The sequence below is a fragment of the Rhizobium sp. 01N447_2 genome, assembly GCF_056399245.1.
Map to the genome: position 1 here is coordinate 1 of NZ_JBFTQY010000103.1, position 18,474 is coordinate 18,474.

General features: G+C 59.2%; 16 protein-coding genes and 1 tRNA gene. 1 reads left to right on the forward strand and 16 read right to left on the reverse strand.

Annotated elements, in window-relative coordinates; all coding sequences use genetic code 11:
- The 4 genes from AC1ECN_RS35585 to rpsL form a co-directional block, all read right to left on the reverse strand.
- Window positions 1-112 (reverse strand): GTP-binding protein (locus tag AC1ECN_RS35585; protein WP_477955677.1); only part of this gene is annotated, 112 nt, incomplete at its 3' end.
- 68 nt (window positions 113-180) lie between these two features.
- Entirely contained in the window at window positions 181-2,280 is a 2,100-nt protein-coding gene (gene fusA / locus AC1ECN_RS35590) for an elongation factor G (protein WP_477955672.1), read from the reverse strand.
- Between the two features lie 29 nt (window positions 2,281-2,309).
- Window positions 2,310-2,780, reverse strand: a complete 471-nt coding sequence (gene rpsG, locus AC1ECN_RS35595) for a 30S ribosomal protein S7 (RefSeq protein ID WP_003547538.1) — start codon at window positions 2,778-2,780, stop codon at window positions 2,310-2,312.
- A gap of 76 nt (window positions 2,781-2,856) precedes the next feature.
- On the reverse strand, window positions 2,857-3,228 hold the full coding sequence (gene rpsL, locus AC1ECN_RS35600; protein WP_003547537.1) for a 30S ribosomal protein S12: 372 nt from the start codon (window positions 3,226-3,228) through the stop codon (window positions 2,857-2,859).
- A 497-nt stretch (window positions 3,229-3,725) separates the two neighbouring features.
- On the opposite strand from rpsL, the gene AC1ECN_RS35605 reads away from it, so the two are divergent.
- Window positions 3,726-4,019: a hypothetical protein gene (locus tag AC1ECN_RS35605; protein WP_003547528.1), complete on the forward strand. Its 294-nt coding sequence runs from the start codon at window positions 3,726-3,728 to the stop codon at window positions 4,017-4,019.
- Window positions 4,020-4,158: 139 nt separating this feature from the next.
- Here the strand turns inward: AC1ECN_RS35605 and rpoC are convergent, their stop codons facing one another.
- The 12 genes from rpoC to AC1ECN_RS35665 all read right to left on the reverse strand — a co-directional run.
- The gene (gene rpoC, locus AC1ECN_RS35610) at window positions 4,159-8,367 is read right to left on the reverse strand and encodes a DNA-directed RNA polymerase subunit beta' (protein WP_018068031.1); all 4,209 of its coding nucleotides are present in this window, start codon (window positions 8,365-8,367) and stop codon (window positions 4,159-4,161) included.
- A 189-nt stretch (window positions 8,368-8,556) separates the two neighbouring features.
- Window positions 8,557-12,696 (reverse strand): DNA-directed RNA polymerase subunit beta, encoded by a 4,140-nt coding sequence (gene rpoB / locus AC1ECN_RS35615; RefSeq protein ID WP_018068030.1) that lies wholly within the window; start codon window positions 12,694-12,696, stop codon window positions 8,557-8,559.
- Between the two features lie 263 nt (window positions 12,697-12,959).
- Window positions 12,960-13,337, reverse strand: coding sequence for a 50S ribosomal protein L7/L12 (rplL, locus tag AC1ECN_RS35620; protein ID WP_018486177.1), 378 nt, complete (start codon window positions 13,335-13,337; stop codon window positions 12,960-12,962).
- Window positions 13,338-13,395: 58 nt separating this feature from the next.
- On the reverse strand, window positions 13,396-13,914 hold the full coding sequence (gene rplJ, locus AC1ECN_RS35625) for a 50S ribosomal protein L10 (protein ID WP_130672362.1): 519 nt from the start codon (window positions 13,912-13,914) through the stop codon (window positions 13,396-13,398).
- A 327-nt stretch (window positions 13,915-14,241) separates the two neighbouring features.
- Window positions 14,242-14,943, reverse strand: a complete 702-nt coding sequence (gene rplA / locus AC1ECN_RS35630; RefSeq protein WP_018068029.1) for a 50S ribosomal protein L1 — start codon at window positions 14,941-14,943, stop codon at window positions 14,242-14,244.
- 4 nt (window positions 14,944-14,947) lie between these two features.
- On the reverse strand, window positions 14,948-15,379 hold the full coding sequence (gene rplK, locus AC1ECN_RS35635) for a 50S ribosomal protein L11 (protein WP_003547518.1): 432 nt from the start codon (window positions 15,377-15,379) through the stop codon (window positions 14,948-14,950).
- A gap of 176 nt (window positions 15,380-15,555) precedes the next feature.
- Window positions 15,556-16,086: a transcription termination/antitermination protein NusG gene (nusG, locus tag AC1ECN_RS35640; protein ID WP_003547516.1), complete on the reverse strand. Its 531-nt coding sequence runs from the start codon at window positions 16,084-16,086 to the stop codon at window positions 15,556-15,558.
- 17 nt (window positions 16,087-16,103) lie between these two features.
- On the reverse strand, window positions 16,104-16,304 hold the full coding sequence (gene secE / locus AC1ECN_RS35645) for a preprotein translocase subunit SecE (protein ID WP_003547514.1): 201 nt from the start codon (window positions 16,302-16,304) through the stop codon (window positions 16,104-16,106).
- A 195-nt stretch (window positions 16,305-16,499) separates the two neighbouring features.
- A tRNA-Trp gene (locus AC1ECN_RS35650) sits at window positions 16,500-16,575 on the reverse strand.
- A gap of 173 nt (window positions 16,576-16,748) precedes the next feature.
- On the reverse strand, window positions 16,749-17,642 hold the full coding sequence (locus AC1ECN_RS35655) for an NAD-dependent epimerase/dehydratase family protein (protein WP_018068028.1): 894 nt from the start codon (window positions 17,640-17,642) through the stop codon (window positions 16,749-16,751).
- Window positions 17,643-17,813: 171 nt separating this feature from the next.
- On the reverse strand, window positions 17,814-17,948 hold the full coding sequence (locus AC1ECN_RS35660; RefSeq protein ID WP_018068027.1) for a hypothetical protein: 135 nt from the start codon (window positions 17,946-17,948) through the stop codon (window positions 17,814-17,816).
- Window positions 17,949-18,150: 202 nt separating this feature from the next.
- Window positions 18,151-18,474: EF-Tu C-terminal domain-related protein (locus AC1ECN_RS35665; RefSeq protein WP_477955675.1), on the reverse strand; the 324-nt coding region annotated here is incomplete at its 5' end.

Below are 18,474 nucleotides of genomic sequence, written 5' to 3' on the forward strand. Positions count from 1 at the left end.
CACCGAAGTACTTCGTGATCGCTGCCGTCAGAGACGTCTTACCGTGGTCAACGTGGCCAATCGTGCCAATGTTGACGTGCGGCTTGTTGCGCTCAAACTTACTCTTTCCCATTTTCGGGTCTCCGTTTTGCTAGTCCCCGAAGGGATCTAATTCTTGTTATCGGTCAATTGGTATTCCGGTCACTTCTGACCAGAATACTTTGCCTGGATTTCAGTTGCGACGTTCGACGGGACCGGCGAATAGTGATCGAAGGTCATCGTGTACTGGGCGCGGCCCTGGGACATGGAGCGCAGGTTGTCGACGTACTTGAACATGTTCGCGAGCGGAACGTTCGCGTTGATGACAACGGCAATACCGCGGCTTTCCTGGCCCTGGATCTGACCGCGACGGGAGTTCAGGTCGCCGATAACGTCGCCGACATAATCTTCCGGGGTGACGACTTCGACCTTCATCATCGGCTCGAGCAGCTGAGCGCCGGCCTTCTTGGCTGCTTCACGGAAGCAGGCACGCGATGCGATTTCGAAGGCGAGAACCGAGGAGTCGACGTCGTGGAATGCGCCGTCGATGAGGGTCGCCTTGACGCCGAGCATCGGGAAGCCTGCGAGCGGTCCCGAAGACAGAACGCTTTCGATGCCCTTCTGGACGCCGGGGATGTATTCCTTCGGAACGGAACCGCCGACGATCTTCGATTCGAACTTGAATTCGTCGCCTTCCGGGTTCGGTTCGAAGACGATCTTGACGCGCGCGAACTGACCGGTACCACCGGACTGCTTCTTGTGCGTGTAGTCTTCTTCATGCGTCCTGGTGATGGTTTCGCGGTAGGCAACCTGTGGCGCGCCGACGGTTGCTTCGACCTTGAATTCACGACGCATGCGGTCGACGATGATGTCGAGATGCAGTTCGCCCATGCCGGMGATGATRGTCTGGCCGGATTCCTGGTCGGTCTTGACGCGGAAGGACGGATCTTCAGCAGCCAGGCGGTTGAGCGCGAGGCCCATCTTTTCCTGGTCGCCCTTGGTCTTCGGCTCGATGGCGATCTGGATCACCGGCTCCGGGAATTCCATGCGCTCGAGGATAACCGGCTTCAACGGATCGCAGAGCGTGTCGCCCGTCGTGGTTTCCTTGAGGCCGGCGAGAGCGACGATGTCACCTGCGAAGGCTTCTTCGATGTCTTCACGCGAGTTGGAGTGCATCTGCAGCATACGGCCGACGCGCTCGCGCTTGTCCTTGACCGTGTTGATGACCGACGCACCCTTTTCGAGCTTGCCGGAGTAGATGCGGGCGAAGGTCAGCGAACCGACGAAGGGGTCGTTCATGATCTTGAAGGCGAGCATGGAAAGCGGCTCGCTGTCATCGGCATGACGCTCGATTTCAGCTTCCGTCTTGAAATCGATGCCCTTGATCGCGGGGATGTCCATCGGCGACGGCAGGTAGTCGACAACGGCGTCGAGCAGCGGCTGCACGCCCTTGTTCTTGAAGGCGGTGCCGCAGAACATCGGGTGGAACTTGACGTCGATCGTGCCACGACGAACCAGCGCACGGATCTGATCGTTGTCGGGCAGAATGCCTTCGAGGTAAGCTTCGGTAGCGGCTTCGTCGATGTCGACGACCGTCTCGATCAGCTTTTCGCGATATTCTTCAGCCTTGGCCTTCATGTCCTCGGGGATTTCGACGACATCCCACTGGGCGCCGAGCGACTCGTCGCGCCAGATGAGCGCGTTCATCTCGACCAGATCGATGACGCCCTTGAATTCGGTTTCTGCACCGATCGGCAGCTGCATGACGACAGCCGTTGCACCGAGGCGGGTCTTGATCATCTCGACGGAGCGGTAGAAGTCCGCACCGGTCTTGTCCATCTTGTTGCAGAAGATCATCCGCGGGACATTGTACTTCTCGGCCTGACGCCAGACGGTTTCCGTCTGCGGCTCAACACCGGCGTTAGCGTCGAGCAACGCGATGGCGCCGTCGAGAACGCGCAGCGAACGCTCGACTTCAATGGTGAAGTCGACGTGGCCGGGAGTGTCGATGATGTTGAAGCGGCGCATTTTGCCGTCACGGCCCTTCCAGTAGGTCGTGGTGGCAGCAGAGGTGATCGTGATGCCACGCTCCTGCTCCTGCTCCATCCAGTCCATGGTGGCCGCGCCGTCGTGGACTTCGCCGATCTTGTGCGACTTGCCGGTGTAATAGAGAATACGCTCGGTGGTCGTGGTCTTGCCGGCGTCGATATGCGCCATGATACCGAAATTACGGTAGTCTTCGATCTTATATTCGCGAGCCATTGTGGACTGCCTTTCGATACCGTTCGGAATTACCAGCGATAGTGCGAGAACGCGCGGTTGGCGTCAGCCATCTTGTGCGTGTCTTCGCGCTTCTTGACGGCGGAGCCGCGGTTGTTGGACGCATCGAGCAGTTCGCCGGAAAGGCGGTCAACCATAGTCGTTTCATTGCGCTTGCGGGCAGCAGCGATCAGCCAGCGAATAGCAAGAGCCTGGCGGCGCTCCGGACGAACATCGACGGGGACCTGATAGGTCGCACCACCGACACGACGCGAGCGGACTTCAACGTGCGGGGCAATGTTCTCAAGCGCAGAATGGAAAACCGTAAGCGGCTCCTGCTTGGACTTGCCGTGAACTACGTCGAACGCACCGTAGACGATGTTTTCAGCAACGGACTTCTTGCCGTCGAGCATGATGGCATTCATGAACTTGGTGACGACGAGATCGCCGAACTTCGGGTCCGGATTGATCTCGCGCTTTTCTGCTTTATGACGTCTGGACATATTTTGTCTCTTCAACCGTTAAGGCGCTTCATGACGCGGAGKACCTCGCGCAGCGCCGGATTATTCAAAAACCGAATTACTTCGGACGCTTCGCGCCGTACTTGGAGCGACGCTGCTTGCGGTTCTTGACACCCTGGGTATCGAGAACGCCGCGGATGATGTGATAACGGACACCCGGAAGGTCCTTGACGCGGCCGCCACGGATCATGACGACGGAGTGTTCCTGAAGGTTGTGACCTTCGCCGGGAATGTAACCAATGACTTCGAAGCCGTTGGTCAGGCGGATCTTTGCGACCTTACGCAGAGCCGAGTTCGGCTTCTTCGGCGTCGTCGTGTAGACGCGCGTGCAAACGCCGCGCTTCTGCGGGTTCTCCTGGAGTGCGGGAACCTTGTTACGCTTTACGTTCGCCTGGCGAGGCTTGCGGATCAGCTGGTTTACGGTAGGCATTCAACCATCCCTTACGTTTTATCTCAGTACCCTTGCGGGCTTGAACTCGCGCCGTCTCCGGCAGTGACGTACGCTTTCCGTCAATGCGCAAAATATGGCCCGATCCGCTTCCGCAGATGGACCACAAGGAGCAGAGGACGCATAAAATATGCGTCGTGCGTGCAGCATCATGACTTCAACGTGCGTTTAGAACCTTGTTTGAGGTGAACTTCAGGGCGAGTCGCCCCGAACAGCCAAKCCTCACATGGGATCTGATGGCCGGGGTACTACTGGTTTCCACCCGTCTCGTCAAGGCCGGTTAAGAAATAAACTCGCCGTATCGCCTTGATATGCCGGACGAACGCCCTGTTTCATCCTTCTAGACGAATTCACGGCTGTGCACCAAGATAAAAACTTGGGCATTGCAGCAAAAGCAGTTAAGGAATCAGCAATTGCGGCGTTCGGCCCTCACAGCAGGATTCGAGCGACCGAATCGTCAAAGAGCCGAAGGACAGGCGATGATCACGACACCTGATAACGACAATAATTTCGACGGCCCGATGATCTTCATCATCATCGGCAAGGGCTACGAGTCCGACGCCAGCGAAGGCATCGACCTGCACATCATGCTGAAGGCGCCTGACGACGACACTGCTGTCCGCGAGGCCTTGAACGCCCTTGCCGAGGAAGGCTTCATCGAGGCCGATCTCGACCAGATCGGCATGCTGACCGAGGTCCCGGCCGAAGAGCCGCACGCATCTGCCTACCAGGGCGCCGTCGAAGGCGAAGTCGCGATCATCCGGTTCAACTGAAGGGAGCCGCCGCTGACGCTGTCAAGCAGCATAAGCGGACACAGCGCCTCCCTCCCCGCCAGACCAATCAGAGCCGATAAAACAAAAACCGCCCGGATCGCTCCGGGCGGTTTTTCAATTCGTCGACTTCAGCCGCGGATTATTCCGCAGCCGGAGCCTTTTCGGCCATGTCCTGCAGCATCGGCGTGGCAACGGCAGCACCCGTGCCCTTGCGGCGCTCTTCGAGGATCATCTCGTCGCGCGACGTGGCGATGCGGCGGATCTGGGTCATGGTGCCGCCGGTACCGGCCGGGATGAGGCGGCCAACGATGACGTTTTCCTTCAGACCCTGCAGGCCGTCTGTCTTGCCGGCGATCGCAGCTTCCGTCAGCACCTTGGTCGTTTCCTGGAAGGACGCGGCCGAGATGAAGGACGGGGTCTGCAGCGATGCCTTGGTGATGCCGAGAAGAACCGGATCGCCGTAGGCTGGCTTCTTGCCCTGTTCGATCAGATGATCGTTGACGTCTTCGAGCTCGATCCGGTCGACATTGTCGCCGACGATATAGGTCGAGTCGCCTGCATCGGTGATTTCCACCTTCTGCAGCATCTGACGGACAATCACCTCGATGTGCTTGTCGTTGATGACGACGCCCTGGAGACGGTAGACTTCCTGGATCTCGTTGACGAGGTAGGAGGCCAGAGCCTCCACGCCCTTGATCGCCAGGATGTCGTGCGGAGCCGGGTTACCGTCGAGGATGTAGTCACCCTTTTCGATATAGTCGCCTTCCTGAAGGTGGAAGGGCTTGCCCTTCGGGATCAGGTATTCGACAGGCTCGACACCGTCTTCCGCCGGCTCGATGATGACGCGACGCTTGTTCTTGTAGTCGCGGCCGAGGCGGATCGTACCATCGATCTCTGCGATGATGGCGTGGTCCTTCGGACGGCGGGCTTCGAACAGCTCGGCAACACGCGGCAGACCGCCGGTGATGTCCTTGGTCTTGGCGCTTTCGAGCGGCGAACGGGCAAGAACGTCACCCTGGGAGACCTTCGTGCCCGGCTCGACCGACAGGATCGCATCGACCGAGAGGAAGAAGCGGGCGTCACCACCACGGGACAGCTTCGCGATATTGCCGCTGGCATCCTTGATGACGATCGCCGGCTTGAGGTCCGAGCCGCGCGGGGTCGAACGCCAGTCGATAACCTGACGCTTGGTGATGCCGGTCGATTCGTCGGTCGCTTCCAGAACGGAGAGACCGTCGACCAGATCTTCAAACTGAACGGTACCGGCCACTTCCGTCATCATTGGACGGGTGTAGGGGTCCCACTCTGCCAGACGCTGGCCGCGCTTGACCTTGTCGCCTTCGTCGACATGCAGCTTCGAACCGTAGGCCACACGCTGCGACGACCGCTCGACACCACGTTCGTCCAAGATCTGGACGGTCATGTTGCGGCCCATGGCAACGAGGTTGCCATCGGAGTTGCGCAGGATGTTGCGGTTCTTGATCTGCACCGTACCTTCGTACGAGGCTTCGAGGAACGACTGGTCGACCACGGTTGCCGTACCGCCAAGGTGGAAGGTACGCATGGTGAGCTGGGTGCCCGGCTCGCCGATCGACTGAGCGGCGATGACGCCGACGGCTTCGCCCATATTGACCGGCGTACCGCGTGCAAGGTCGCGACCGTAGCAGACCGAGCAGACGCCCGTCTGGATTTCGCAGGTCAGTGCCGAACGGATGCGGATCGACTGGATGCCGGCCTTCTCGATTTCGACGACATCAGGCTCGAGGATCATCCTGCCGGCATCGACGATGCGCTCACCCGTGACCGGATGATCGATGTCGTCGAGCGCCGTGCGGCCGAGGATACGGGCGCCGATCGAGGCAACCACCTGGCCGGCATCGACGATGGCGGTCATGGTGAGGCCCGTCTGCGTTCCGCAATCGACGTGCGTGACGATGCAATCCTGCGCGACGTCGACGAGACGGCGGGTCAGGTAGCCGGAGTTGGCGGTCTTCAGGGCGGTGTCTGCCAGACCCTTACGGGCGCCGTGAGTCGAGTTGAAATACTCGTTGACGGTCAGGCCTTCCTTGAAGTTCGAGATGATCGGCGTCTCGATGATTTCGCCCGACGGCTTGGCCATGAGGCCACGCATGCCGCCCAGCTGGCGCATCTGGTTCGGAGAACCGCGGGCACCGGAGTGGCTCATCATGTAGATCGAGTTCATCGGCTTCTGGCGACCGGTCTTCTCGTCGAATTCGACCGCCTTAATGCGGGCCATCATCTCTTCGGCAACCTTTTCGGTCGCCTTGCCCCAGGCGTCGACAACCTTGTTGTACTTCTCGCCCTGGGTGATGAGGCCGTCATTGTACTGCTGCTCGTATTCCTTCACCAGGTTTTCGGTGTCGGCAACGATCTTGGCCTTGGCATCCGGAATGACCATGTCGTCCTTGCCGAACGAGATGCCGGCGCGGCAGGCATGGGAAAAGCCGAGCTGCATGATGCGGTCGCAGAAGATGACCGTGTCCTTCTGGCCGCAGTGGCGGTAGACCGTGTCGATCATCTTCGAGATGTTCTTCTTGGTCATTTCCTGGTTGCAGATATCGAAGGGCACCTTGCCGTTCTTCGGCAACAGTTCACCGATGAGCAGACGGCCAGGCGTCGTCTCATAGATCTTCGAGTAAGGCTTGCCATCCTCGTCGATCGACTTGAAGCGGCCGCGGATCTTGGTGTGCAGCGTGACGACCTTGCTTTCGAGGGCGTGATGCAGCTCGCCGAGATCGGAGAAGGCCATGCCTTCGCCCGGCTCGTTCTGGTTGAGAATCGACAGATAGTAGAGGCCGAGAACCATGTCCTGCGAAGGAACGATGATCGGTGCGCCGTTGGCCGGGTGCAGGATGTTGTTGGTCGACATCATCAGCACGCGGGCTTCGAGCTGGGCTTCGAGCGACAGCGGCACGTGAACGGCCATCTGGTCGCCGTCGAAGTCGGCGTTGAAGGCCGTGCAGACGAGCGGATGCAGCTGGATCGCCTTGCCTTCAACCAGGATAGGTTCGAAGGCCTGGATGCCCAGGCGATGCAGCGTCGGTGCGCGGTTCAAGAGAACCGGATGCTCGCGGATGACCTCGTCGAGGATATCCCAGACTTCCGGCTTTTCCTTTTCGACCAGCTTCTTGGCCTGCTTGACGGTCGAGGAGTAACCCTTGGCGTCGAGGCGGGCATAGATGAASGGCTTGAASAGCTCGAGCGCCATCTTCTTCGGCAGGCCGCACTGRTGCAGCTTSAGYTCCGGACCGGTGACGATGACCGAGCGGCCGGAATAGTCGACGCGCTTGCCGAGCAGGTTCTGGCGGAAGCGGCCCTGCTTGCCCTTCAGCATGTCGGAGAGCGACTTCAGCGGACGCTTGTTGGCGCCGGTGATGACACGGCCGCGACGGCCGTTGTCGAACAGCGCGTCAACGGATTCCTGCAGCATGCGCTTTTCGTTGCGGATGATGATGCCCGGCGCACGAAGCTCGATCAGGCGCTTCAGACGGTTGTTACGGTTGATGACGCGGCGGTAGAGATCGTTCAGATCCGACGTCGCGAAACGGCCGCCGTCGAGCGGAACCAGCGGACGCAGGTCCGGCGGGATGACCGGAACGACCTTCATGATCATCCATTCCGGACGGTTGCCCGACTCCATGAAGTTCTCGACGATCTTCAGGCGCTTCATCAGCTTCTTCTGCTTGAGATCCGACGTGGTGTCGGCAAGCTCGGCACGCAGGTCGCCAGCGATCTTTTCGAGGTTCATCGAGGCCAGCATCTCGTAGATCGCCTCGGCGCCGATCATCGCGGTGAACTGGTCTTCGCCGTATTCGTCGACAGCGAGCATGTACTCTTCTTCCGAGAGGAGCTGGTGCTCCTTCAGGGCGGTCAGGCCCGGCTCGGTGACGATGTAGTTTTCGAAGTAGAGGACGCGCTCGACATCCTTCAGCGTCATGTCGAGCAGCGTCGAAATGCGCGATGGCAGCGACTTCAGGAACCAGATGTGGGCAACGGGAGCGGCGAGCTCGATATGGCCCATGCGCTCACGGCGAACGCGCGACAGCGTGACTTCGACGCCGCACTTTTCGCAGATGATGCCCTTGTACTTCATGCGCTTGTACTTGCCGCACAGGCATTCGTAGTCCTTGATCGGCCCGAAGATGCGCGCGCAGAACAGACCGTCACGTTCCGGCTTGAACGTACGGTAGTTGATGGTTTCCGGCTTCTTGATCTCACCGTAAGACCAGGAGAGGATCTTCTCCGGAGACGCGATCGAAATCCGAATAGAATCGAAATTCTGTGCAGGCACCTGCGGATTGAAAAGATTCATGACCTCTTGGTTCATGCCTGTCTCCTTCATGGGCTAAAGCGCCCTCCAAATGCGATGGTCGGCGGCAATTCCCGGGAGCCGCCTCCCTCGCTTAAACGAGAATAACCGCTGGATGCGGCGAAACTTCCCTTCCGGGCCGACATAGATACGGCGCCCGGTGGGACCGGCGTGCGCCGCATTGGCAGCGCACGCCCTATCAAGTGCTTACTCGGCCGCGTCGGGCAGCTGAGCTGCCTGCGCCTCGTCAAGCTTGGTGTTCTCGAGCTCGACGCTGAGGCCCAGTGAGCGCATTTCCTTGACGAGAACGTTGAAGCTTTCCGGAATACCGGCTTCGAACGTGTCGTCTCCGCGAACGATGGCTTCATAGACCTTGGTGCGGCCGGCGACGTCGTCCGACTTCACCGTCAGCATTTCCTGCAGCGTGTAGGCCGCGCCGTATGCTTCGAGCGCCCAGACTTCCATTTCGCCGAAGCGCTGGCCGCCGAACTGCGCCTTGCCGCCCAGCGGCTGCTGGGTCACGAGCGAGTAAGGACCGATCGAACGAGCATGGATCTTGTCGTCGACCAAGTGGTTGAGCTTCAGCATGTAGATATAGCCCACGGTCACCTGGCGGTCGAACTGCTCACCGGTACGGCCGTCATAGAGCGTCGACTGACCGCTATCCTTGAGACCTGCCAGACGCAGCATGTCGTTGACGTCGGCTTCGTTCGCGCCGTCGAAAACAGGCGTCGCAATCGAAACGCCGCGCTTCCACTGGTCGGCGAGACGCAGAACCGAGTCATCGTCGAACTCGTGGACCTGTTCGGCCTTGGGGCCGTCTCCGACGACATCGCCGATGGTCTTGCGCAGCGGCTCAATGTTGCCATTGGCCTTGTATGCTTCGATCAGTTCGCCGATCTGGCGACCCATGCCGGCACAAGCCCAACCCAGATGGGTTTCCAGGATCTGACCGACGTTCATGCGCGAAGGCACGCCGAGCGGGTTCAGAACGACGTCGACATGCGTACCGTCTTCGAGGAACGGCATGTCCTCCACCGGCACAATGCGCGAGACGACGCCCTTGTTCCCGTGACGGCCGGCCATCTTGTCGCCGGGCTGGATCTTGCGCTTTACAGCGACGAAGACCTTGACCATCTTCATGACGCCAGGAGGCATTTCATCGCCGCGCTGGACCTTTTCGACCTTGTCCATGAAGCGCTGTTCGAGGCGCGACTTGGATTCGTCGTACTGACCACGCAGCGCTTCGAGCTCGCTCTGGACCTTTTCGTCTTCGACCGCGAACATCCACCACTGCGAGCGGGGATATTCGGAGACGACGGCGTTCGAAAGCTCGGCTCCCTTCTTGAAGCCCTTCGGGCCGGCAATAGAGGCCTGGCCGCGCAGCATCTCGATCAGACGGCCGTAGACGTTACGGTCGAGGATCGCCTGCTCGTCGTCGCGGTCCTTTGCCAGACGCTCGATCTCTTCGCGCTCGATCGCCATCGCGCGCTCGTCTTTTTCAACGCCGTGGCGGTTGAAGACGCGGACTTCGACGATCGTGCCGTAGGTGCCGGGCGGCATGCGCATGGAGGTGTCGCGCACGTCGGAGGCCTTTTCGCCGAAGATGGCGCGCAGAAGCTTTTCTTCCGGCGTCATCGGGCTTTCGCCCTTCGGCGTGATCTTGCCGACGAGGATATCGCCCGGCTGAACTTCGGCGCCGATATAGACGATGCCGGCTTCGTCGAGGTTCTTCAGCGCTTCTTCCGAAACGTTCGGAATATCGCGGGTGATTTCCTCAGGACCAAGCTTGGTGTCGCGCGCCATCACTTCGAATTCCTCGATGTGGATGGAGGTGAACACGTCGTCGGCAACGATACGCTCGGAGAGCAGGATCGAGTCTTCGTAGTTATAGCCGTTCCAGGGCATGAACGCGACGAGTGCGTTGCGGCCGAGCGCCAGGTCGCCGAGATCGGTCGACGGGCCGTCGGCGAGGATGTCGCCGCGGTTGACCTCGTCACCGACGGTGACCAGCGGGCGCTGGTTGACGCAGGTGTTCTGGTTCGAACGCTGGAACTTCTGCAGGCGGTAGATATCGACGCCGGACTTGCCGGCTTCGAGGTCTTCAGTGGCGCGGATAACGATACGCGTCGCGTCGACCTGGTCGACCACGCCGCCGCGGCGGGCGCCGATGGCAGCGCCAGAGTCACGGGCGACGACCGGCTCCATGCCGGTACCGACGAACGGAGCTTCGGCACGCAGCAGCGGCACTGCCTGACGCTGCATGTTCGAGCCCATGAGCGCGCGGTTGGCGTCGTCGTTTTCCAGGAACGGGATGAGTGCGGCTGCGACCGAAACGACCTGCTTCGGCGAGACGTCCATCAAGTTCATGCTGTCGCGCGGGGCGAGCATAACTTCACCGGCATGACGGCAGACGACGAATTCGTCGACAAAGGAACCGTCAGCGTTCATCTCGGCGTTGGCCTGGGCGACGTAGTACTTCGCCTCTTCCATGGCGGAGAGGTAGAGCACGTCGCTCGTCACCTTGCCGTCGACGATTCGGCGGTACGGGCTTTCGATGAAGCCGTATTTGTTGACGCGGGCAAAGGTCGCAAGCGAGTTGATGAGACCGATGTTCGGGCCTTCCGGCGTTTCGATCGGGCAGATGCGGCCATAGTGGGTCGGATGCACGTCGCGGACTTCGAAGCCGGCGCGCTCACGGGTCAGACCGCCCGGGCCAAGAGCCGAAAGACGGCGCTTGTGGGTGATTTCCGAGAGCGGATTGACCTGGTCCATGAACTGCGAGAGCTGCGAGGAACCGAAGAATTCGCGAACGGCGGCGGCGGCCGGCTTGGCGTTGATCAGATCCTGCGGCATGACCGTGTCGATCTCGATCGAGGACATACGTTCCTTGATCGCGCGCTCCATGCGCAGCAGGCCGAGACGGTACTGGTTTTCCATCAGCTCGCCGACCGAACGGACGCGGCGGTTGCCGAGGTTGTCGATGTCGTCGATCTCGCCCTTGCCGTCGCGCAGTTCGACCAGCATCCTGACCACGGCTAGGATGTCGTCCTTGCGCAGGATGCGGACCGTGTCTTCGACGGTCAGGTCGAGGCGCATGTTCATCTTGACGCGGCCGACGGCGGAGAGGTCGTAACGCTCCGCATCGAAGAATAGCGAGTTGAACATGGCTTCGGCCGATTCCATCGTCGGCGGTTCACCCGGACGCATGACGCGGTAGATGTCGAACAGAGCGTCCTGACGGTTCTCGTTCTTGTCGGCTGTCAGCGTGTTGCGGATATAGGCGCCGACATTGATGTGGTCGATGCCAAGAACCGGGATCTCGTCGAAGCCGTTCGCCAGGATGATGCCAAGCGTCTTCTCGTCGATTTCGTCGCCGGCCTCGAGGTAGATCTCACCCGTCGAGTAGTTGACGATGTCGCCGGCAAGGTAGTTGCCGTAAAGATCGTCGTCGGCGGCCTTGAGTGCCTTCAGGCCCTTGTCGGAGAGCTGGCGCAGCAGGCGCGGGGTCAGCTTCTTGCCGGCTTCCACGACGACTTCGCCGGTATCGGCGTCGACCATCTCGGTGATCGCCTTGGCACCCTTCAACGTTTCCGGCTTGAAGGGAATGCGCCAGCCTTCGCCGTCGCGCTTGTAGAGCGACTTCGTGTAGAAGGTGTCGAGGATTTCCTCGCCGTCCATGCCGAGCGCCATCAGCAGCGACGTCACAGGGATCTTGCGGCGGCGGTCGATACGGGCGTAGACGATGTCCTTGGCGTCGAATTCGATATCGAGCCAGGAACCGCGATAGGGGATGACGCGCGCAGCAAAGAGCAGCTTGCCGGACGAATGGCTCTTGCCCTTGTCGTGGTCGAAGAAGACGCCCGGCGAACGGTGCATCTGGGAGACGATGACGCGCTCGGTGCCGTTGACGATGAACGTGCCGTTGTTGGTCATGAGCGGCATGTCGCCCATGTAGACGGACTGTTCCTTGATGTCCTTGATCGACTTCGCGCCGGTATCCTCGTCGATATCGAACACGATGAGGCGCAGCGTCACCTTCAGCGGCGCCGCATAGGTCAGGTCGCGCTGACGGCATTCGTCAACGTCGAACTTCGGCAGTTCGAACTCGTAGGACACGAATTCCAGCATCGATGCGCCGGAGAAATCGGTGATCGGGAAAACCGACTTGAAGACGGCCTGAAGACCCTCATCGGGCCGGCCGCCCTTCGGCTCTTCAACCATCAGAAACTGGTCGTAGGACGCCTTCTGAACCTCGATGAGGTTCGGCATTTCTGCGACTTCGGGGATCTTACCAAAAAACTTGCGTACGCGCCTGCGACCGTTGAACGAAAGGGTCTGAGCCATCGTCGCTCCTTCAAAATCTTGCACCCGGGCCTGCAACGGACGGGAACCGATGGCCAGTCGATCCCGTCAATCAATGAGTAGTTCAATCTCGTCCGACCCCGGAAAACGCTCAGCTCGGATTGCTGTGCTGCCCTCGGTGGGAGACCATCCTTTTGAAGAACCCATTACCCAAAAGCCGTTTCGACGCGGCTTTTGGGTAATTCGTTCAGAAAAACGGCAAATGGGAGGCAGTAGAAATACTGCCTCCCAAAAGCAGTTTAGGATTACTTGACGTCGGCCTTGGCGCCAGCGTCTTCAAGCTTCTTCTTGATGTCAGCGGCTTCAGCCTTGTTGACGCCTTCCTTGACAGCCTTCGGAGCAGCTTCGACGAGGTCCTTGGCTTCCTTGAGGCCGAGACCGGTGATGGCGCGGACTTCCTTGATGACGTTGATCTTGTTGGCACCAGCTTCGACGAGGATGACGTCGAATTCGGTCTTTTCTTCTTCAACGACAGCAGCAGCAGCACCGCCACCAACGGCAGCAACAGCTACCGGAGCAGCAGCGGAAACGCCCCACTTTTCTTCGAGAAGCTTCGACAGTTCTGCAGCTTCCAGAACGGTCAGCGAGGAGAGGTCGTCAACGATCTTTGCGAGATCAGCCATTTTACTAGTTCCTTTTGTTCGGTTCGAACCGGTTGATTATAAACAGCGAAAAACCGCCTTACGCGGCTTCGTCCTTCTTGGCGTAGGCCGCAAACACGCGGGCAAGCTGGCTTGCCGGTGCTGCAACAACCCCAGCGATGCGGGTAGCCGGTGTCTGGATCATGCCCAGCAGCTTCGCACGCAACTCATCGAGCGAAGGCAGGGTCGCAAGCGACTTGACTGCATCGGCGTTGAGCGTGGTTGTTCCCATGGCGCCGCCCAGAACAATGATCTTGTCATTGGTCTTGGCGAAATCCATGACGACCTTCGGAGCGGTGATCGGATCGGTGCTGTATGCAATCAGCGTCTGACCCTTGAAGAGATCGGACATCCCTTCCGCTTCCGTACCCTGAAGGGCAATCTTGGCCAGGCGGTTCTTCGCGACTTTGACGGTGCCGCCAGCTGCGCGCATCTTCGAACGAAAATCGTTCATCTGCGCGACTGTGGCACCAGCATAGTGGGCCACGACAACTGAGCCCGAAGCCTTGAAGACTTCGTTCAGTTCCGTGACGAATTCGCGTTTTTCCGCTCTTTCCACTGCCTATCTCCAGTTGGCGGGACCGAAAATGGGCCCGCCGGTTGCCTTTTGCCTCCTGGGATCATGCGAGATCCCAAGCGACGCTTGAGGATCCTGTCCCCCCGCGCTCTCGCGCCAATCAAGGCTAAAGAGGCACAAGGCATCCAAGGCTCGAACCGAGTTCCTAGAAGCGAACTTCATGCAATTCGGGTCTTACCCGTCTCATGCAGGCACAGTGATTAAGGGAAAACCACCTGCAATCTCGGACAGGATTCCGGATTTCTCCGGAATATTCCGGCCCCTGCGAGGCCGGAAATTCAGTCACCGGACTTAAAGCCCGGCATAAATTTATGCGGTCGGCGCTCCGGTGACCGAGCCGGGCTCGATCTTGACGCCCGGACCCATGGTCGAGGAAATCGCTACGCGCTTGACGTAGTTACCCTTGGCGCCAGCCGGCTTCGCCTTGATGACGGCGTCAGCAAAGGCGCGGATGTTTTCTTCCAGGGCCTTGGCTTCGAAAGAGGCCTTGCCAATACCGGCATGAACAATGCCAGCCTTCTCGACGCGGAACTCGACAGCGCCACCCTTGGAAGCCTTGACAGCTCCAGCGACATCCATCGTAACGGTGCCGACCTTCGGGTTCGGCATCATGCCGCGGGGGCCGAGAACCTTACCGAGACGGCCGACGAGCGGCATCATGTCGGGGGTGGCAATGCAGCGATCGAATTCGATCTTGCCGCCCTGGACGATTTCGACGAGCTCTTCGGCACCGACGATATCGGCACCAGCGGCCTTGGCTTCGTCAGCCTTGGCGCCACGAGCGAAGACGGCAACACGAACCGTACGGCCCGTGCCGTTCGGCAGGTTGACGACGCCGCGGACCATCTGGTCCGCATGGCGCGGGTCGACGCCGAGGTTCATCGAGACTTCGATGGTTTCGTCGAACTTGGCAACAGCCCGTTCCTTGACCATGCCGATGGCCAGGGTCAGAGCGTAGAGCTTGGTGGGATCAACACCTTCGTTGATCTTCTGCGTGCGCTTACCAGCCATGATCTTAACCCACCACTTCCAGGCCCATGGCGCGGGCGGAGCCCTCGATCATCGCCATTGCACCTTCGATATCCGCTGCGTTCAGATCCTTCATCTTGGCTTCTGCGATCGACTTGATCTGAGCCTTGGTGAGGGAGCCGGCCTTGGCGCCCTTGCCGGGCGTCTTGGAACCGGACGTGATCTTCGCTTCCTTCTTCAGCCAGTAGCTGACCGGCGGCTGCTTCATCGCGAAGGTGAAGGACTTGTCCTGGTAATAGGTGATGACGACCGGGATCGGCATGCCCTTTTCCATTTCCTGCGTGGCGGCATTGAACGCCTTGCAGAATTCCATGATGTTAATGCCACGCTGACCAAGCGCCGGACCAATCGGCGGGGACGGGTTTGCCGATCCTGCCTTGACCTGAAGCTTGAGCTGGCCTGCAACTTTCTTAGCCATATCTCTCTGCCTTTCATGAACGGCCGGTTGCCCGGCCCGTGATGCCGGATCTCTCCGGCGGCTGCGGTTGCGTGGTGCGGATCGTTAGGGTCCGGCTAAGACCCCTCACCTTCCACGCGGGTGCGGACAAAGCCCGCAGGAAACAGGCCACAAGGGCCAGCCTCCAGTTTCTGCAATCAGACCTTCTCGACCTGAGCGTATTCCAGCTCGACCGGCGTTGCGCGGCCGAAGATCGACACTTCCACCTTCAGGCGCGAACGTTCTTCGTCCACATCCTGAACCGTGCCGTTGAACGAAGCGAACGGGCCGTCGGAAACGCGGACCTGCTCGCCGATCTCGAAGGTAATGGAGGCCTTCGGCCGCTCGACACCTTCCTGGACCTGGCCGAGAATGCGCTCGGCTTCATAATCCGGAATCGGAACGGGCTTATTGTCGGAGCCGAGGAAACCTGTGACCTTCGGCGTATTCTTGATCAGGTGATAGGCTTCGTCCGTCAGATTGGCACGAACCATGACATAGCCCGGGAAAAACTTGCGCTCGGAATCGACCTTGCGGCCGCGACGCACTTCCACCACCTTTTCAGTCGGCACGAGGATCTTCTCGAACAGGTGCTCAAGCCCCTTCTGGCGAGCCTTGTTCTCGATGTCTTCAGCCACCTTCTTTTCAAAATTGGAATACGCGTGGACGATGTACCAACGTGCCGCCATTTTTATCTCCACCCGTATCAGTTGCCGGTATTCAGCACGAAGCTCAGAGCCCAGCCGATCAGCTGGTCAGCGGCAAAGAAAAACAGCGCGGCGAAAACCACCATCACCAGCACCATGACCGTCGAGATCATGGTCTCGCGGCGCGACGGCCATGTAACTTTGGACGTCTCGGAGCGAACCTGCTGCAGAAACGCAAACGGATTGGATTTGGATGCCATCGACTGCCCACGCAATTACGGCGCGTAAAGCTGAAACTATCAGCCCCACGCACCGCGTGTCTGTTGAACCCTAAATAAACACCGATTTCCGAATACACAAGAGGGAAACCGAAGTTTAACGAAATTACTTACCACCAATCAATCCCCGGCCGGAAATGCCGCGAGCATGTGCGCGCTGTCCCGCATCCAGGAAAATGGCAGGGGCAGTAGGGCTCGAACCTACGACCTGCGGTTTTGGAGACCGCCGCTCTACCAACTGAGCTATACCCCTTCATACCGATCATTCAGCGCCTGAGCCAAGGCCCGCAAATCGCTGCTGAAAAGCATGGCGCTCCCTTTAAGACGACGACACGGGATTGGCAAGCACGATTTTCGATTTTCAAAGCCATTCTCCTGATATGCGAACGATCGGCCTTTCAATTCAATCGCATAACCACGATCCGTTCAGACTTTCACGTACTTGCGCCAATCGTGCTCTTCCTTAAAGCCCAGCACCTCGCGGATCTTGCGGTTGGAGAGCAGGCCCTCATATTCGCCGATCTCGCGGGTGAAGGGCACGTTCGGAAAGAATCGCTTCGCAAGCTCCGTCGATGGCATATTGGCCGAGACGGTGTCGTTGGCGGCATTGAAGACCTGATAGCCGAGACCGTCCTTCTCGATGCAGAGATGGCAGATCTGCCCGAGGTCGCGGGCGTCGATATAGCTCCAGGCGATGCGCTTGCGCATCTCGGGATGGGCGAAATAGGTCGGGAACTTCTCGTATTCGTCAGGCTCGATGACGTTGCCGATGCGCAGCGCATAGATGTCGAAGCCCGAACGTTCGGCAAAGGCGCGCGCCGTCTTTTCGTTGACCACCTTCGAAAGGCCGTAGGAATCCATCGGATTGACGTCGTAATCCTCCTCCAGCGGAAACTGGTGGAAATCGCGATGGCCTTCGGCAAAGCAGACGCCATAAGTCGTCTCGCTCGATGCGACGATAATCTTCCGGATGCCGAGCTTCACCGCCGCCTCGATGACATTATAGGTGCCCATCGTGTTGATGCGGAAGGTTTCGTTGTCGGGCTTGATCAGGATGCGCGGGATGGCGGCGAAATGCACGACGGCGTCGAAGGGCTGCACGCCCCTGCCCGCATCGAGATCGGGAAAATCGCGATGCATCGAGAGCGCATTGAACACCTGACCGCTATCGGTGATGTCGGCGATGAGATTGGTGACGCCGGGGCTATCCAGCGGAACGAGATCGAGGTTGTGAACCTCGTAGCCGGCATTGACGAGCCATGGCACAGCATGGCGACCTGCCTTGCCCGAACCGCCCGTGAACAGAATACGTCTCTTCATGGAATATCCTCCGCGTCATGAAATCGGAGGCATAGATAGACGCTTCCGCGCGAAGAGCAAGCGAGCGTCATGCAAGGGTTCACCCCCGCGTCGCCAGGAGCATCCTATCCGGGAGCACCTGGCCGATCATTTCCGATCATCGCAGAACCCTGCGATGCTCGGCAAAGGTCGTCACTTGACGACACTTACCTCGCCAATCTGCACTCCGGCAGACTGAACAACTTCTTGCGGAATTGCAGCGATGAAAAACATCGTGAAAACATACATCGCGAATATCGTCGCAGCGAATGTGGCCTTTGGAATCATCCGGGCTCTCCTCTTTGCAAGAAGGAGTCTGGACTACAATGGTCCAATCACAAACCTGTTTCTGAACGTGAGATGAACAAAATACTGTGACAGGCCAATTTAACGATATTTTTACAACACCTGTTAAACCTACAGGAAGCCATGAAAATGAAAAACCCCGCTGTTTCCAGCGGGGTCTTCATAATTGCGGATAACTGGAAAGTTACTCGACGATCGAGGCGACGATACCGGCGCCGACGGTGCGGCCGCCTTCGCGGATGGCGAAGCGCAGCTTTTCTTCCATCGCGATCGGAACGATCAGCTCGACCGATACCGTGACGTTGTCGCCTGGCATCACCATCTCCGTGCCTTCCGGCAGCGTTACGATGCCCGTCACGTCGGTCGTGCGGAAGTAGAACTGCGGACGGTAGTTGGTGAAGAACGGCGTATGACGGCCACCCTCTTCCTTCGTCAGGATGTAGGCTTCTGCCATGAACTTCTTGTGCGGCTTGACCGAACCCGGCTTGCACAGAATCTGGCCACGCTC